Origin of the sequence: Caulobacter sp. CCUG 60055 (assembly GCF_022750545.1) — a bacterium.
GTDB lineage: Bacteria > Pseudomonadota > Alphaproteobacteria > Caulobacterales > Caulobacteraceae > PUIC01.
In genome coordinates this window covers 62,824-79,474 of sequence record NZ_PUIC01000007.1, presented here as the reverse complement: position 1 = coordinate 79,474, position 16,651 = coordinate 62,824, and the positions used below count along the sequence as shown (strand labels likewise).

Here is a 16,651-nt window from a genome sequence, read left to right as displayed (position 1 = left end):
AAATTCGGCGACAGCGCGCGCCATGGGGAACGGTCCGCCGGCCTTGCATCCCCCCGCCCGGGGCGCCCGGCCGTCTAACCGGGTGAGCATTGACACGCGGCGCATTCCCGCGACGCCGTTCCCGAAAGGACCGTCATGAACCTGTGCGCCTGCGCGGCCGCCGCCCTCGCGATGGTCGCGGCCCTGTCGTCCCCGGCCAAGGCCGACAGCTTCAGCCCGACGAACATCACCTGGACGATGAAGGGCAAGGTGGTCGTCAACCAGCTGGTGAACTTCCAGTGCAACTGGACGCTGTCGGGGATCGTCGACGCCGCCGGCGTCGGCCACGTGACGGGTTCGACCTTCACCTCCGGCACGCCGACCTGCGGCATGATCGTCTCAACCAACCTGCCGTGGACGTTCACGGCCGGACCGGGAGCGTCGTTGGGCGTGATCCGGGCCGTGACCATAACCACCCCCGTGGGAACGTGCGGCCCCGGCGACGTCCCGGTGTCGATCGGCCCGGCCGGCGCCGTGTCCATCAACGCCGTGATGCTGCCGCCGAACTGCAAGCTGTCGGCGACGCTGACCATCACGCCGGCCATCGTGATCGTCCCCTAGGGGCCACCCCGATCGCGGCGGCCCCCGGGCGTTTTCAACGCGGCCTGGCCGCATTGACGATCTCGGCCGCCTTGGACGCCTGAACGTAACCGCCATGCACCGGCGTGACGCCGGCCGCCAGCACGTCGCCCTGCCGCCCAGCGACCAGGACGTACGAGGCCACGACGCCGGCGGCGACGTAGAACGGCTCGCCGCCGAACACCGACAGGATGTTTTTCCTGACATAGTAGCCGCCGACGCTGGCGTCGGCCTTGACGAACAGCACGAGGTCCGTGCCGCCCAAGGCGTCGGCCAGCCGCTTCTCGGCCGCCACCCTGGCCGCCGGCAGAGCGCCGCCGGCGTCCGGCGTGGTCAGTCCGGTCAAGAGGGCGTCGTAGCCGCCGGCCACGGCCTGCCAGGCGGCGACGGCCTGGTCGCAGGCGCCGGCCGCCTCGATCAGCTTGGGGTCCTTGGCCTTGACGTCGGCCCGCACCGCCTTGGCCCGCTCCTGCAGGTAGGCGATGCGCGCCTGGGCGTGGGCGCCCTGTTCGGCCAACGGCTTGATCAGATCGAAGATGTCCGGGTCGGCCGTTCCCGTCGACCGGCCGGCCAGATAGACCGCCGTCGGCGCCGGACCGGCGGCGCGCAAGGCTCCGGCCACCGCCAGGGCCAGTTGCGCGTCGTCGTGCTCCACGGCCACGCCGCCGACCTCGTAGTCGGTCTGGAACAGTCCGAGGATTTTGGTGAGGGTGGCCGCGCCCAGGGCGACGGCGGCCAGGGGCGCGGCCTCGGCCTTGGCGTGCGGCGTCGCGCCCAGCTTGATCTCGGCCAAGGCGGCCTGGGCGCGGCGGTCCAGGTCGTCGGCCTTGGGAGCCAGGGCCGAAGCGAGCACGCGCTGGCGAAGGTCGAAGCCGGTCCAGCGGTCGGTCGTCGGCCGGTCGGCGCCGGCGTAGACGTGGACCGAGCGGCCGGCGGCCTTGTCCTTGACCGCCTCGACAATCTGGGCGGCGGCGATGTTGGTCGCCCGGCCGGCCAGCAGCGCGGCCTCGGCTTTGCCGCCGTCGGTCTTGACGTCGACCTTCCCCGAATTGCCGGAGTCCGGGAACGTTCCCAACTGGGCCTGCAGCGAGGCGTTCTGCGCGCCGATGGCGGCGGTCTTGGCCTCGGCGGCGGCCTTCTTGGCGTTTTCCCGGGCCGCGTCCTGCTCGGCCGCGAGGATGACGGGGTCGGTCGGCGTCGCGGCGTCCTGCGACATGGCGAGTTCTCCGTTGGCGATCGAGGTCAGGCCGACCGCGAGGACCGCGATCGCGAAATGACTGCGGGACGCACGACGAAAGCCCCCTCCCCGCGCGATGCGGCCTTCGTTCGGCGCGACGGCCGACGGCGCTGAACCATGCCGACGTTCCCCCCGGGACGCGCTGGACTATGCCGGAACCCTGGCTATCATCAACCACAGATAGCGGGAAGACGCACGTGGAAATTGAATCCGTCCGTGCACTGAAGCAACAGGCCCTGGAGACCCTGGTCGCCCCGGCTCTGGATGAAGCGGCCCGCGTGCGCGCCTTCTCGGCGCCCGCCGCCTCGATCCACCGCAACACCGGCGCGGTGGCCGGCGTCGCCCTCGGCGTCTCGGGCCACGGCGGTCCGTTCGACTACCGCCTGGCGGTGCGCGTGCAGGGCGGCCTGCTGCTCAACAGCGGCGAACTCTACGAGCGCCTGCACAAGCTGGCCGAGGGCGAGGCCGAGTTCCGCTACATCGGTCGGGCCGCCAAGCAACAGGCCCCGTGGCACGCCTCGCGCCAGCGCCCTCTGCTGATCGGCGCCAGCGTCGGGCATTTCGGCGTCACCGCCGGCTCGACCGGGGCCTTCCCGACCCACCGCAAGTCCGGCAAGCGCGTGCTGCTGTCCAACAACCACGTCCTGGCTAACGAGAACCAGGGACGGCCGGGCGACGCCGTCCTGCAGGCGGGCGTCCTCGACGGCGGCCGCCGGGCCGGCGACTCCATCGGAACCCTGCTGGACTTCACGCCGCTGAAGACCGCCGGCGCGAACCATTTCGACGCCGCCGTCGCCGCCCTCGACGACGGCGTCCCCTTCGACCCGCTCACGCTCACCGGCGCGCCGGCCCCGGCGCTCAAGGGCGCGCGCCAGACCACGTTCGAGATCGGCGAGCCGGTGTTCAAGCTCGGCCGCACCACCGGCCTGACGCGCGGGCGGGTGTCGGCGATCGAGGTCGACGACGTGGTGGTCGATTACGAGATGGGCAGCCTGACGTTCGACCGGCAGACCGAGATCGAGGGCGACGGCGACCAGCCGTTCAGCCAGGGCGGCGACAGCGGGGCCCTGGTCCTCGACGCCGGGGGCTTCGCGGTCGGGCTGCTGTTCGCCGGCACCGACCAGGGTGGAAGCAACGGACGCGGCCTAAGCTACGTCAGCGACCTGGGACCGATTCTGGCGGCCCTGGACTTGTCGCTGGATGTTTGAAGGGCGCGCGCCTATATTTTCACCATGGCTGACGCATCCCTAGAGGCGGCGCGGCGGGTGAAGACGCTGGCCCGCGAAATGGTCTCCCGCACCAGGACGGTGACGGGCGTGGGCTTGGCGCAGCTCAACGGCGCCTACGCGGTCAAGGTCAATCTGCTCGACGGCGAGGCGGCGGGCCTGCCCAGGCAGATCGAGGGCGTTCCCGTCATCTATGAAAGAACCGGGCGGGTCAGGGCCCGCTGAGGTCTCGACGGCCCCGCCTCGCCCTGATTCGGCGAGCCCCGCATAACCTCGGGCGGATAGGGCGAACCCCGGCGGCCCCACGCGCATGAAGCTGCGGGCGGCCGGGAGCGCGGACGACGGCCTGCGCCGCCCGCCCCCCTCGAGCCGTAGGCGTCCTACTTCGGCGCCGGGGCCGGGGCCGGAGCGGCCTCGGCCGGCTTGGCCGCGCCCTTCATTCCCTTGTGGCCCTTGTGGCCCTTGTGATGGTGGCCCTTGTGGTGGCCCTTGTGCCCCTTCTTATGGGCGTGGGAAGCCGCGTGGGGCTTTTCCGGCGGATTGGGAATGGGCTGCATCTGCGCCGCCGCCGTACCGGCGGTAAGGGCCAAGGCGGCGACGGCCGCCAGGGCGAACGAAACAGGTTTCATCCGTTGTCCTCCATCTGGGCCCCGACATGGAGGCCTCTCGACGCAGGGAGGTTAGCGCCAAATCCGAGGACAGGGAGAGAAAAATAGCGATCTACGCGCGCGAAGACTGTATTCGACGCCCTTCCCCCGCCCCGCTCGACAGGATTCGAGCCGCCGCACGCCTTGGGAGGTGATGGCCGAATGCTCTGGAGACGCTTGAAAGCCGTCGAAACCCGCGCCCTTCTGGCCTGGATGTCGGTCGCCGCCGCGGCCTGGGCGTTCGTCAAGCTGGCCGGAGAGGTCGGCGAGGGCGAAACCGCCGCGCTCGACCGCCGGCTGCTCCTGGCCCTGCGCACGCCGGGCCATCCCGCGGACCCGATCGGGCCGCGCTGGTTCGAGGAGGCGATGCGCGACCTCACCGCCCTGGGCGGCTTCACCGTCGTCACCCTGCTGGTGGCGGTGGGGGTGACGGCCCTGGTCCTGCACCGCAAGCGTCTGCAGGCGGCGGTGTTCGCCGCCGCCGTGCTCCTGGCCCAGGTCTCGACCGAGCTCCTGAAGTCGTTCTACGACCGGGCCCGTCCCGATCTCGTGCCGCACGGGTCGATCGTCTATTCGCAAAGCTTCCCCAGCGGTCATTCCACGGTCTCCGCCGCGGCCTACCTGACCCTGGCCATGGTGATCTCCAGCCTGGAGACCCGGGCGGCGACCAAGCTGCTCGCCTTCGCCGCGGCCGGGGCGGTGGTGCTGCTGGTCGGCGTCAGCCGGGTCTATCTCGGCGTCCACTGGCCCACCGACGTGCTGGCCGGCTGGACCCTGGGCGCGGCCTGGGCCCTGGCGGCGTGGATCGCCCTGGACAGCTTCGCCCGCCGTTGAACGCGAAAGCGCGCCCCGACGAATCGGGGCGCGCCGCCGAAAGGCCCGGAAGGCCGGTGGGAAGGCCTAGAAGCGCTTGCGCAGCGTCACGCCCACCGTGCGGGGGCTCAGGCTGGTGACCGAACGCTTGTTGTTCAGCGACGAGGTCACCGTCGCCAGCCCGACCTCGTTGAAGACGTTGTTGACGAACAGGAACGCGCCCCAGTCCTCGCCCTCGACGCCGCCGCGCAGGTTGACGTTCGAGAAGTCGCCTTGCGTTTCATAGTAGACGTAGGTGGGACGGAACTGCGAGGCCGACTTGCCGGCGTAGCTGTAGTCGATCCGCGCCAGGCCGTTCAGCGAGCCGGTGATCGGCCAGGTGTATTCGGCGCTGGCCGAGCCGCTGACCTTGGGCACGTTGGGGAACTCGTCGCCGGCCAGGCCGGTCGAGCCGGTGATCAGGATGTTCGAGTTGGTCTGGTCCTGGGTCAGCTCGGCGTTGACGAAGCCCCAGCCGGTGGACAGGGTCAGCCCCCGGATCGGCCGCAGCACGCCCTCGATCTCGATCCCGCGGATGCGGGCCTTGCCGGCGTTGGTCAGGAAGCTGAAGGCGCCGTTGGCGCTGGTGGCCGAGACCTGCAGGTTGTCCCAGTCGATCTGGTAGACCGAGGCGTTCAGGGTCAGGCGACGGTCGAGCCACTGGCTCTTCACGCCGGCCTCGTAGTTCCACAGGCTGTCGGGCTCATAGGCCAGCAGCGTCGTGGCCAGGCCCGGCACGTTGTTGGCGCCGCCGGGGCGGAAGCCCTTGGCCGCCAGGGCGTAGACCATGACGTCGGAATTGATCTGGTAGCTGGCGTTGAACTTGCTGACCCAGCCCTCGGCGCTGGCGTCGACCGTCTGGGGATCGCCCTTGTAGGACTGGGTGATGAAGTTGCTGATCAGCACCTGTCCGGAAACGGTCTTGTCGTAGTTGAACCGGCGCAGGCCGACGGTCAGCGTCAGCTTGTCGATCGGCTTGTAGGCGACCTCGCCGAAGAAGGCCGTCTGCTTGACGTCGGTGGCGACGTGGCGCCAGGCGGTGAGGTCCAGCGGCTGGATGACCTGGCCGGTCGCCGGGTCGGCGCGGGCCACCTGGCTTTCGATGAAGTCCGAGCGGTCCTCGTAATAGACGCCCAGGGTCCAGTCGACCTTCTCCGAGAACAGCGAGCCGTTGGCGCGCAGCTCATGGTTCCACGAGGTCACGCCCATCGGCTGGTACAGCGCGCCCGGCGTGCGGCTGTCGGCATAGGCCGTGTACTGCGCCATCTGGGCGGCGGTGCAGGCGGGGTTGGCGGGCGCGCCGATCGCCGGCGCGCCGCCAGCGAAGTAGTTCCGGCACGAGGTGGCGTTGGCGCGGTTGGCCGACAGGGTCGGCGAGTAGTCGGCGTTCCGCAGCAGGTTCCATTTGTAGTAAGAACTGGTCGCCGTCAGCGTCGCGAAGTCGAGCTTCCACTTGGCCGTGACGTTGTAGAGCGTCAGGGTGTCGCTGGTCGGCGCGATCACCCGGGCGTTGGTCTGGTACTTGCCCACCGCCGGATACCAGGTGCTCTGACCGTCCAGCTCGGTCTTCTGGTAGAGCGCCTCGCCGGTGATGGTCAGGTTGTCGGTCGGGGTGAAGCCGACCATCAGCCGTCCGCCATAGGCGTGCAGGCTGTTGATGTCCTTCTTGTTCAGCAGGACGTCGTCGACATAGCCGCCCTGCTCGGTCTTGTAGAGCACCGCCCGCGCGGCCAGCTTGTCCTCGACCAGCGGCAGGTTGACCATGCCCTTGACCGAGTAGCCGGGCTTGCCGCCGTCCAGCGCGGTGTACTGCCCCTCGGCCGAACCTTCGTAGCGGTGGCTGTTGGGCTTGTTGAAGATCACCCGCAGGGTGCCGCCCATCGAGCCCGAGCCGTACAGCGTGCCCTGCGGGCCGCGCAGCACCTCGACGCGCTCGACATCGTACAGGTTGATGTCGGGGCTGGTCGAGCTGGCGTCGGCGGTGGTGCCGGCCGGCCCGGTCAGCGGGGTTTCGTCATAGTAAAGGCCGACCGTGGCCTCGCCCGCGGCCTGGACGCCGCGCAGGGTGATCCGCCGCGAGGTCGGCGAGCTGCCGGTGACCTGCAGGTTGGGAACGGTGCGGAAATAGTCCTGGATGCTCGACGCCCCGAGATTGGTCAGCGACTTCTCGGTGACGGCGCTGATGCTGATCGGCGTGGTCTGGACGGTGGTCGAACGCTTCAGCGCGGTGACCACCACTTCCTCGACGGCGCCCGGATCGGGTCTGGCCGGCGCCTTGCCGGCCGACGGCGCGGCCTCCTGCGCCCAGGCCTGGCCGGCGGCCAGGATGGCGAGCGCCGAGGCGCCGAAGGCGAGCGCCTTCATGCGGTGGTGATATGGCAACTTGAGTCTCCCCTCTCATTGACCCTCGCTTTCACGCGGGGCCTGAACAGGGAGACGCAGGCGCGACCGCGCCCCTCATCCGGACGAACGAGCGGCGTCATCCAAACGCGCGTTCCAGTTCAAATTCAGAAATAGCGCCCAAGGGTTAGGCGAAGGGTGCGCGGATTTGGGCCAAACACCTCGATCGGCCCGTTGGCGTTGCGCTGCGCCTGGGCCCGCCCGGCCCGGTTGAACAGGTTGTCGACCGACAGGTCGGCCTGCCAGGCCCGCGAGCGCAGGCCCAGCGAGGCGTTGAACACCGCATAGTCCCCGATCTTGAGATAGTCGGAGACGCCGGCGTTGAACGAGGAGCGCGCCGGACCGGCGTAGGCGACGTCCAGCCGGGCCACGCCGCGCAGGTCCGCCGTCAGATAGCGCTGATGCTGGAGGTAGGCCGAGGCGGTGTAGCGCGGCACCACCGGCAGCCGGTCGCCCTTGCGCCCCTGCCCTACGGCCAGCTCCGTCAACTGGTCGGCGGTCAGGCGGGCGTCGGTGACGGTCGCGCTGAGGCCGCCCTCCCAGCCGGCGGCCGGGCGCGCCACCAGCTCGGCCTCGGCCCCGCGGATGCGCGTCGAGCCGATATTGGTCTGGAACGAGAAGGCCCGGTTGGCGGTCTGGGCGCTGTACTGCATGTCGGACCAGTCGATCTGGTAGACGGCGGCGTTGAGGGTCAGCCGCCGCTCCAGCCACTGGGATTTCAGGCCGGCCTCGTAGTTCCACAGGCTGTCGGCCCGATAGGAGGCCAGGGCCGCCGGCAGGCCGGGCACGATGTTGGCCCCGCCCGGCCGGAACCCCTGCGAGGCCTGGACATAGACCAGCACGTCGCGCCGCAGCTGCTGGCTGGCCAGCGCCTTCAGGCTCCAGCCCTCCTCCTCCTTCGAGACGTCGATGTCGTAGTCGGCCATGGTGCCCGAGATGACGTTGGGCACCTGCACCGAGCCGCGGTCGCGCTTGCGGTAGTTGAACTGGCGGGCGCCCAGCGTCAGGGTCGCGCCGGGGGCGGGATGATAGGACGCCTCGCCGAACACCGCGCTCTGGCTCAGGAAGTTGTTGATGTCGCGCCGGCCGATGAAGTCGGTGGCGGCCACCGGCCGCCCCGTGGCGGGGTCGGCGTGCACGACCTGGCTGTCGATGCGGTCGCGCCGCTCCTCGTTGTAGAGACCGACGGTCCAGTCGAAGCGGCCGCCGCCCTCGGAATTGGCCCGCACCTCGTTGATCCAGGACGACAGCGCGATGGGCTGGTTCAGCAGGGCCGGATAGACCGTGCCGACATAGGCGACATAGGCCGCCTTCTGGTCGGCGGTGCAGGCGACGCCGGTCAGGTTCATGTACCGCTCGCAGCCGGTCGGCCGCAGCATCTCGCCGCGCAGGATGCCGCTGTAGTCCGACCGCCGCGTCAGGTCCCAGCGGTAATAGGACGAGGTGGCGGTGACCGAGACCCGGTCCGAACGCCAGCGAAAGACGCCGCTGGCCATGTCGATCCGGCCGCTGAAGGCGGCGCGGGCGTCGTGCAGGGTCCGCCAGGGCCCGGCCTCGACATGCCAGGCCGAGATGTCGTCCAGGCGCGTCGACTGCGTGGCGCCGGAAAGGTTGAGGGACGCCCGGTCGGTGATGTTCCACAGCACGCCCGCCCGCAGGCCGCGGATGCGCGAGGCGTCGACGTCCTTGATCCCCAGCGAGACGTTGTCGATCGAGCCGGGTTCGCCGTAGTCGTAGACCACCGCCCGCACGGCGAGCCGGTCGCGGACGATCGGGGCGTTGACCACGCCGACGGCGCCCGTCGCCGAACCGCCCTGACCGGAGGCCGCGAACGCGCCGGTCGCCGAGGCCTGGAAACGGGAGGGGTCGGGCTTGTTGAACAGCACCCGCAACGCCCCGCCCATGGCGCCGGCGCCGTAGAGCGTTCCCTGCGGGCCGCGCAGCAGCTCCAGGCGGTCGACGTCGACGAACAGCAGTTCGGGGGTCATCACGCCGGGATCGGCGGTGGTGCCGACCGGCCCGGTCACCGGGGTCTCGTCGTAATAGAGGCCGGTGGTCGCCTCGCCGGCGCCATAGACGCCCCGCAGGGTCAGGCGGCGGCCGAAGGCGCTGCTCATCAGCTTGAGGCCCGACAGCAGGGGCGCGGCCTGCTCCAGGTCGACCACGCCGAGCTGGCGCAGGGTCTCGCCGCTGACCACGGTCAGGCTGATCGGGGTGTCCTGGGCCAGGGTCGGGCGCTTGAGGGCGGTCACCACCACCCCGTCGATGTCCGAGGGCTCCAGCGGCCTGGCGGCGGCGGCCGCTGTCGCCGGGCCGGCGGCGGCGATCTCCAGGCGGCCGCGGGGCTGGACGGCGGCCGGGGCCGGCTGGATGAAGAAGCTCTGGCCGTCGACCCGATAGGCCAGTTCGGCGTCGCGCAGCAGCCGCGTCAACGCCTCCTCGGGCGAATAGACGCCGTGCAGCCCGCCGCTGCGCCGGCCGGCGGTCAGGCTGGGCGAGAACAGGATCTGGCGGTTGCTCTGCACGGCGAGCTGGTTGAGCGCCGCGCCGAGCGGTTGGGCGGCGATGTCGAACCGCACCGCCGGGCCGGCGGCGAAGGCGCGCCCGGAGGCCAGGCCGAGCCCGAGAACCAGCGCCAGGCAGGCGGCCAGCCGGACCGGCGACGGCCGGCCGATCACGACGCCTTGACGCCGCGTCGACGCGTATCGGCGCTGCAAGGCCTGCACGACGACTAGATCCCCCTCGAAGCGCGCCTGCGCTCCATCACGCTGCGCCGACATAGTGACGACGCTTTCCCGAAGCGTTGACGCTTCTTGTGATTTTCGCCGCGCAAGATCGTCGGCGCCTGACGATTAGGCAAGTCACTATGGGTGGCGTTTCACCCCGGCGACACGCGACGCTCGTATTGACTTCGTGGAAACGGGGTTGTCATGGTCCAGATAAAATTAATGAGGGGAAGGCCATGGGGCGTTGGGGAAACGCATCCGCGCCCGCGGACGGCGACAGTCCGCTGAGCGAAATCGGTTCGAGCTACATGCCCGCCCTCCGCGCGTTCTTCTCGCGGCGCGCGCCGTCGTCGGACGTCGAGGACCTGGTCCAGGAGGTCCTGCTCCGCATCCAGAAGCGCCGCCCGGCCCCGGTGGTGCGCAATGTCGAGGGCTATCTGTTCGAGGTCGCCGCCAACGTGCTGGTCGATCGCGGACGCCGCGACAGGACCCGCCGCCGGTCCGATCACTGCGAGCTGACGGAAATTCATCACCCCGTTGATGAATTGTCTCCCGAGCGCGTCTTACAGGCACGAGAGCAGATGGCCATGGCCATCGCGGCGCTGAATGAATTGCCGGAACGGACCCGTCAGGTTTTCGTTCTCGTCCGGTTCGAGGAGATGAGCTACAAGCTCGTCGCGAGGCATTTCGGCATTTCGGTAAGCGCCGTAGAGAAGCATGTGATGAAGGCGCTTCGCTGCTTGGAGCAGCGTCTGCGGGAACAGGATGAAGCCGACTACGCCGAAGGACATCGAACGACTCGACGCCCCTGACGTCGCCGCCGCCGCGTGGTTCGCGCGGTTGCAGGCCGACGACGTCACGGCCGGCGAACGAGCCGCGTTCGACGCCTGGCTCCAGCGGTCGGAGGTCCACGCCGACGCCTGGGCGCGGGTCGGCGGAACCTGGTCCTCGCTCGACCGCATCGAGAACGACCCCAGCATCGAGGCCATGCGCCGGCAGGCCCTGGCCGCGGGCGCGGCGCGGCGCGGCGGCGTCGACCGGCGCGGCTTCGCCCTGGCGGCCGCCTCCAGCGCGGCGGCGGTCATCGGCGCCGGGCTGTTCGGCGGCGCCTATCTGTGGCGTTCCCGGCGCGGCGGCGAACGCGACGAGGCCGACACCGCCAGCCCCACCTTCACCACCGCCGTCGGCCAGCAGGCCTCGTTCCGCCTCGCCGACGGGTCGGTGGTCACGCTCAACACCGACTCGGCCGTCCATGTCGGCCGCTGGACCGGCGAGCGTCGCCTGACCCTGGTGCGCGGCCAGGCCTTCTTCAAGGTCGCCAAGGACCCCGAGCGCCCGTTCATCGTCACCGCCGACGACACCCAGGTCACCGCCGTGGGCACGGCCTTCGACGTCCGCCTCGACCCCTCGCGCCTGTCGGTGACCCTGGTCGAGGGCCGCATCCGCGTGGCCGGCCCCAACGCCCGCAGCGGCGCCAGCCAGACCGTGGAGATGGACGCCGGATCGCAACTCGTCGCCCATCGCGGCGCCGACTGGCGCATCGCCCAGATCGATGCGGCCAAGGAATCGAGCTGGCTGCAGGGCCAGCTGGTGTTCGACGGCGAACCGCTGGCGACGGTGGCCGCCGAGATGAACCGCTTCTCCACGCGCAAGCTGCGCCTGGCCGACCCCGCGCTCAACGCCACGCCGGTCAGCGGCGTGTTCAAGACCGGCCAGGTGGACGCCTTCGCCCGCGCGCTGCAGTCCTACGGCCTGGCCCGCATCAGCGCCTCCGACGACCAGTCGGTCGACCTCGTCCGCCCCTGATCCGCAGCCGCCGGGCGGCGGGCGCTGAGGATATCGCGCCACGCGCCGTCTAACGGTCGGGAGGGGGAGGCTTGGCTCTCCGCCCCAAAAAGGGAGGGAGGGCTTCACATGAAGAAAGCTCTATTCGCGGCCGCCGTCATCGCGGCCGCATGGCAGCCGTCGTTCGCCGGCGCGCAGGGCCGCATCACCACGCCGCGCGAGGCCCTGGGCCACGACATCGGCGAGGACTATTTCCTGGCCAACTACACCCAGCTCGAAACCTACTGGAAGAAGCTGGCGACCGAGACCGACCGGGCGAAGATGGTCGACATCGGCGAGACCTCCGAAGGCCGCCGCCAGTACATGATGATCGTCTCCTCGCCGGAGAACCTGGCCAAGCTCGACCGCTATCGCGACATCGCCAAGCGCCTGGCGAGCGCCGAGGGCCTCACCGACGACCAGGCCCGCGCCCTCGCCGCCGAAGGCAAGGCGGTGGTGTGGATCGACGGCGGCATGCACGCCAACGAGGTCGAGCACGCCCAGGCCCTGATCCAGGGCGTCTACGACATGATCGCCAGCGACGATCCCGAGGCCAAGCGCATCCGCGACAACGTCGTCATCCTGTTCGGCCAGGCCAACCCCGACGGCCAGGAGCTGCTGGCCGACTGGTACATGCGCAACCCCGATCCCAAGAAGCGCGACACCGGCGGCTTCGGCGGGGCCGGCGCGCCGCCCGTGCTGTTCCAGAAGTACGTCGGCCACGACAACAACCGCGACTCCTACATGTCGGCCATGAAGGAGACCACGAACCTCAACCGGATCTTCTTCCGCGAGTGGTTCCCGCAGATCATCTACAACCACCACCAGACCGGCCCGCTGGGCGCGGTGGTGTTCATTCCGCCGTTCCGCGACCCGTTCAACTACAACTACGATCCGCTGATCATGAGCCAGCTCAGCGAGGTCGGCGCGGCGATGCACAGCCGGCTGATCTCGGAGGGCAAGGGCGGATCGGCCATGCGCTCGGCCGCGTCCTATTCGACGTGGAACAACGGCATGGAGCGCACGGTCGCCTATTTCCACAACGCCGTCGGCATCCTGACCGAGATCATCGGCAACCCGACGCCGATGCCCCTGCCGCTGGTGCCGGACAACCAGTTGCCGCGCAACGACCTGCCCCTGCCGATCAAGCCGCAGACCTGGCACCTGAAGCAGTCGATCGACTATTCGATGTCGATGAACCGCGCGGTGCTGACCTACGCGGCCGACAACCGCGAGAAGGTGCTGTTCAACATCTACCGCATGGGCGCCAATTCGATCGCCCGCGGCGATACGGACAACTGGACCGTCACCGCCAGCCGCATCGACGCCCTCAAGGCCGCCGACAAGGCCGAGCCGGAAGCGGCCCGCAAGGCGGCGATGGAGAACACCGGCCTGCCGCCGTCCTGGGTCAAGGGCGTCGCCGATCCGGCCCTCTACGACACCGTGCTGCACGACCCGGCCAAGCGCGACGCGCGGGCCTATGTCATCCCCGCCGACCAGGCCGACTTCCCCACCGCGGTCAAGTTCCTGAACGCGCTGATGAAGGCGGGCGTCAAGGTCGAGCGCGCCACCCAGGGCTTCACCGCCGGCGGCAAGACCTATCCGGCCGGCTCCTATGTGGTGCAGGCCGCCCAGGCCTATCGTCCGCACCTGCGCGACATGTTCGAACCGCAGGACCACCCGAACGACTTCGCCTATCCGGGCGGCCCGCCCGTGCCGCCCTATGACGCCACCGGCTACACCCTGGCCATGCAGATGGGGGTCAAGTACGACCGCGTTCAGGACGCCCTGACCGGGCCGTTCCAGCCGGTGACCGAGGACCTGATCAAGCCGACGCCCGGCCATATCGTCGGCGACGGCAAGGCCGGCTTCCTGATCAGCCACGAGATCAACGACGCGGTCATACTGACCAACCGCCTGCTCAAGGCCGGCCAGCCGGTGTTCTGGCTCAAGGACAAGGCTTCGGCCGGCGGCAAGGACTTCGCGCCCGGGGCCATCTGGGTTCCGGCCTCGGCCCAGTCCCGCGCCATCCTCGACAAGGGCGCCGCCCAGCTCGGGATCGACGTCTACGCCGTCGGGGACAAGCCGGCCGGCGACACCATCAAGCTCAAGCCGATCCGCGTCGGCGTGGTCGACGTCTATGGCGGCCTGATGAGCGGCGGCTGGATCCAGTGGACGCTCGAACAGTTCGAGACGCCCTACAAGGTGGTCTATCCGCAGCGTCTTGACGCCGGGAACCTGAACAAGGACTTCGACGTCCTGCTGTTCCCGGATTCGGCGATCTCGGAAGGGGCGTTCAGCGACGGCATGTTCCGGGGCGCGGCCAACATGTCGGGCCGCCAGCCCAAGCCCGAGGACATCCCGGCCCAGTACCGTTCGTGGCTCGGCGAGATCAGCGGCGACAAGACCCTGCCGCAGGTCGACAAGTTCGTCCGCCAGGGCGGCTCGGTGGTCGCCATCGGCAGCTCGACCGGGCTGGCTTCGTTCATGAAGCTGCCGGTGACCCGTGGCCCGGCCGAGATGGTCGACGGCAAGGCCAAGCCGCTGCCCAAGACCAAGTACTACGTCCCCGGCTCGCTGCTGGAGGCCAAGGTCGACAACACCGCCCCGCTGGCGTTCGGCGTGCCGTCGTCGGTCGACATGTTCTTCGACCACAGCCCGGTGTTCAAACTGAACGAAGGGGCCAAGGACGTGAAGTCGGTGGCCTGGTTCTCCGGCCAGCACGTGCTGCGCAGCGGCTGGGCCTGGGGGCAGCAGTATCTGGATGGGACCACCGCCGTAGTCGACGCCACCGCCGGCAAGGGCAAGGTGTTCCTGATGGGCCCGGAGGTCGCCATGCGCGCCCAGCCGCACGGCACCTTCAAGTTCATGTTCAACGCCCTCTATTACGGCCCGGCGACCGCCGGAAAGTAACGATCGGCCACCCCGACCTGCCGTAACGGAACGGGCCGTCCCCAAAACGCATGGGGGCGGCCCGTTTTTCGTTTCTGACGAGTGAGGCTTCGCGCCCTGCTTGCGTCTTATGTTTCGGCCGTCGAGCGGCGGTCAGCCAAGACATAATCAAGGGGGCGAGACCGTAATGAGGATTTCTACTTTCAGCCGCAGCCTGTTGGCCGGCGGCGCGCTGGCCGCGGCCCTGATCGCCGCCTCGGGCGCGCAAGCCAAGGGCCTGACCGACGCCGACCGGGCTGAAATCCTCAAGAACGTCGACGCCGACGCCGCGCAAATCTCCGACGCCGCCATGAAGATCTGGGGCTTCGCCGAGGTCGGCTACCAGGAGACCAAGAGCACGGCCGTGCTGCAGGAGCAGCTCCGCGCCGCCGGCTTCGACGTCAAGGCCGGCGTCGCCGGCATGCCGACCGCCTTCGTCGCCAGCTACAAGAACGGCGCCGGCCCCGTGGTCGCCGTCCTGGCCGAGTTCGACGCCCTGCCCGGCCTGGCCCAGAAGGCCGAGCCGACCCGCAGCCCCATCGCCGGCCAGGCCGCCGGCCACGGCTGCGGCCACAACCTGTTCGGCGCCGCCTCGGTGGGCGCGGCCGTCTCGCTGAAGCAGTGGATGGTCAAGCACAACGTCAAGGGCGAGCTGCGCGTCTACGGCGCGCCGGCCGAGGAAGGCGGCTCGGGCAAGGTCTATCTGGTCCGCGAAGGGCTGTTCAACGACGTCGACGTCGCCCTGCACTGGCACCCCGGCAACGCCAACAGCGCCTCGCAAGGCGTGTCGATGTCGAACATCAGCGGCAAGTTCCGCTTCCACGGCGCCTCGGCCCACGCCGCCGGCGCGCCCTGGAAGGGCCGCTCGGCCCTCGACGGCGTCGAGATCATGGACGTCGCCACCAACTTCCTGCGCGAGCACGTGCCGGACAAGACCCGCATCCACTACGTCATCACCAGCGGCGGCAGCGCGCCGAACGTGGTGCCCGACTTCGCCGAGGTCTATTACTATGTCCGCCACACCGATCCGCAGATCGTCCGCGACGTCTGGCAACGGGTGAGCAAGGCCGCCGACGGCGCGGCGATGGCCACCGGCACTTCCGTCGAGGTCGAGATCACCGGCGGCGTCTACAACATGCTGCCCAACGACACCCTCGGCCGGGTGATGGATTCCAACCTGCGCCGGGTCGGCGGCATCACCTGGACAGCCGAGGAGACCGCCTTCGCCCAGAAGCTGGCGACCAGCCTCACGCCCGGCGCGCCGCCCCTGGACAGCGTCAAGCAGGTGCAGCCCTACGGCGTCGACGGCGACGGCGGCGGCTCGACCGACGTGGCCGACATCAGCTGGGTGGTGCCGACCGTCGGCCTCAGCACGGCGACCTTCGTGCCCGGCTCGGCCGGCCACAGCTGGCAGAACGTCGCGGCGGCCGGCTCGACCATCGGCGTCAAGGGCGCGGTCAACGCCGCCAAGACCCTGTCGCTGACCGGCGCCGACCTGTTCTCGAACCCCGACCTCATCAAGCAGGCCAAGGCCGAGCTGGACAAGAAACGGGGTCCGAACTTCAGCTACAAAGCCATGCTCGGCGACCGCAAGCCGCCGCTCGACTACCGCAAGCCGCACGGCGGCCAGGCGGGCGAATAGCGGGACGGACCTTCATCCGAAGGCCCGTCCCGCCGGCCGACGCGGTTTCCTGCCCGCGTCGGCCTCCCCTTTTCCTCCCCGGAGACCCAAACCGCATGGCCGAGGTCGTTTCCATCACTCCCGCCGATTTCGAACTGCTCAAGCGGGAGCTGCCGGCGATCACGCGCGAGCAACTGTTCAAGGTCTACGCCATCAGCGAGACCACCTGGCGCAAGCTGCGCGAAGGCCGTCCGGTCAAGCGTTCCACCCTGGAGCGGATGCTGTCGCGCTACCGTCGGCTGCTGGAGCAGCGGGCGGCGCAGGACAGCGATCTAGGACAGGCGTTCCGTTCCGCGCATGATCAGCATCACGCGCTCGATCATCGCCTCCGCGACGTCTTCCCCGCCTTCGTCTTCGATCTCCATAACCCGCCGGACGATCTCCAGCACCAGGCGGCGGTCGCGCGCGCCTAGCGCCTCGAAGCGGCCCACCACCGTCCTCTCGTCCGACGACAGGGGCGGTCCGTCATAGCCCACCGGCCGACGCGGCGGGGAGGAATAGCCCTCCCC

At 69.8% G+C, this 16,651-nt stretch carries 12 protein-coding genes and 1 pseudogene; 9 read left to right on the top strand and 4 right to left on the bottom strand.

Annotation, left to right across the window (positions count from 1 at the left end):
* Positions 1-135: 135 nt before the first annotated feature.
* Complete coding sequence (locus C5708_RS11820) at positions 136-600, top strand: hypothetical protein (RefSeq protein WP_242921337.1); 465 nt, start codon at positions 136-138, stop codon at positions 598-600.
* 34 nt (positions 601-634) lie between these two features.
* Here the strand turns inward: C5708_RS11820 and C5708_RS11815 are convergent, their stop codons facing one another.
* Positions 635-1,834: a hypothetical protein gene (locus C5708_RS11815; protein WP_242921323.1), complete on the bottom strand. Its 1,200-nt coding sequence runs from the start codon at positions 1,832-1,834 to the stop codon at positions 635-637.
* A 218-nt stretch (positions 1,835-2,052) separates the two neighbouring features.
* On the opposite strand from C5708_RS11815, the gene C5708_RS11810 reads away from it, so the two are divergent.
* Together C5708_RS11810 and C5708_RS11805 are read left to right on the top strand one after the other, a co-directional pair.
* Positions 2,053-3,063: a S1 family peptidase gene (locus tag C5708_RS11810; protein ID WP_242921316.1), complete on the top strand. Its 1,011-nt coding sequence runs from the start codon at positions 2,053-2,055 to the stop codon at positions 3,061-3,063.
* Positions 3,064-3,087: 24 nt separating this feature from the next.
* Positions 3,088-3,306, top strand: a complete 219-nt coding sequence (locus C5708_RS11805; protein ID WP_242921314.1) for a hypothetical protein — start codon at positions 3,088-3,090, stop codon at positions 3,304-3,306.
* A 155-nt stretch (positions 3,307-3,461) separates the two neighbouring features.
* Here C5708_RS11805 and C5708_RS11800 read toward each other — a convergent pair whose 3' ends face one another.
* Positions 3,462-3,710: a hypothetical protein gene (locus C5708_RS11800; protein WP_242921312.1), complete on the bottom strand. Its 249-nt coding sequence runs from the start codon at positions 3,708-3,710 to the stop codon at positions 3,462-3,464.
* A 195-nt stretch (positions 3,711-3,905) separates the two neighbouring features.
* On the opposite strand from C5708_RS11800, the gene C5708_RS11795 reads away from it, so the two are divergent.
* On the top strand, positions 3,906-4,562 hold the full coding sequence (locus C5708_RS11795; protein WP_242921310.1) for a phosphatase PAP2 family protein: 657 nt from the start codon (positions 3,906-3,908) through the stop codon (positions 4,560-4,562).
* 66 nt (positions 4,563-4,628) lie between these two features.
* Here C5708_RS11795 and C5708_RS11790 read toward each other — a convergent pair whose 3' ends face one another.
* Together C5708_RS11790 and C5708_RS11785 are read right to left on the bottom strand one after the other, a co-directional pair.
* A complete protein-coding gene (locus C5708_RS11790) occupies positions 4,629-6,962 on the bottom strand; it encodes a TonB-dependent receptor (RefSeq protein WP_242921308.1) in 2,334 nt (777 codons plus the stop codon).
* A 125-nt stretch (positions 6,963-7,087) separates the two neighbouring features.
* Positions 7,088-9,658: a TonB-dependent receptor gene (locus C5708_RS11785; RefSeq protein ID WP_242921306.1), complete on the bottom strand. Its 2,571-nt coding sequence runs from the start codon at positions 9,656-9,658 to the stop codon at positions 7,088-7,090.
* Between the two features lie 284 nt (positions 9,659-9,942).
* On the opposite strand from C5708_RS11785, the gene C5708_RS11780 reads away from it, so the two are divergent.
* From C5708_RS11780 to C5708_RS11760, 5 genes and pseudogenes are all read left to right on the top strand, one after another.
* Positions 9,943-10,518, top strand: coding sequence for a sigma-70 family RNA polymerase sigma factor (locus C5708_RS11780; protein ID WP_242921304.1), 576 nt, complete (start codon positions 9,943-9,945; stop codon positions 10,516-10,518).
* Complete coding sequence (locus C5708_RS11775; protein WP_242921302.1) at positions 10,472-11,512, top strand: FecR domain-containing protein; 1,041 nt, start codon at positions 10,472-10,474, stop codon at positions 11,510-11,512. Before C5708_RS11780 ends, C5708_RS11775 begins: the two co-directional genes overlap by 47 nt.
* A 108-nt stretch (positions 11,513-11,620) precedes the next feature.
* Complete coding sequence (locus C5708_RS11770; protein ID WP_242921300.1) at positions 11,621-14,443, top strand: M14 metallopeptidase family protein; 2,823 nt, start codon at positions 11,621-11,623, stop codon at positions 14,441-14,443.
* A gap of 166 nt (positions 14,444-14,609) precedes the next feature.
* Positions 14,610-16,103 (top strand): amidohydrolase, encoded by a 1,494-nt coding sequence (locus C5708_RS11765; RefSeq protein WP_242921298.1) that lies wholly within the window; start codon positions 14,610-14,612, stop codon positions 16,101-16,103.
* 95 nt (positions 16,104-16,198) lie between these two features.
* Positions 16,199-16,372, top strand: a pseudogene (locus C5708_RS11760) (hypothetical protein); the annotation flags it as partial.
* Positions 16,373-16,651 lie beyond the last annotated feature (279 nt).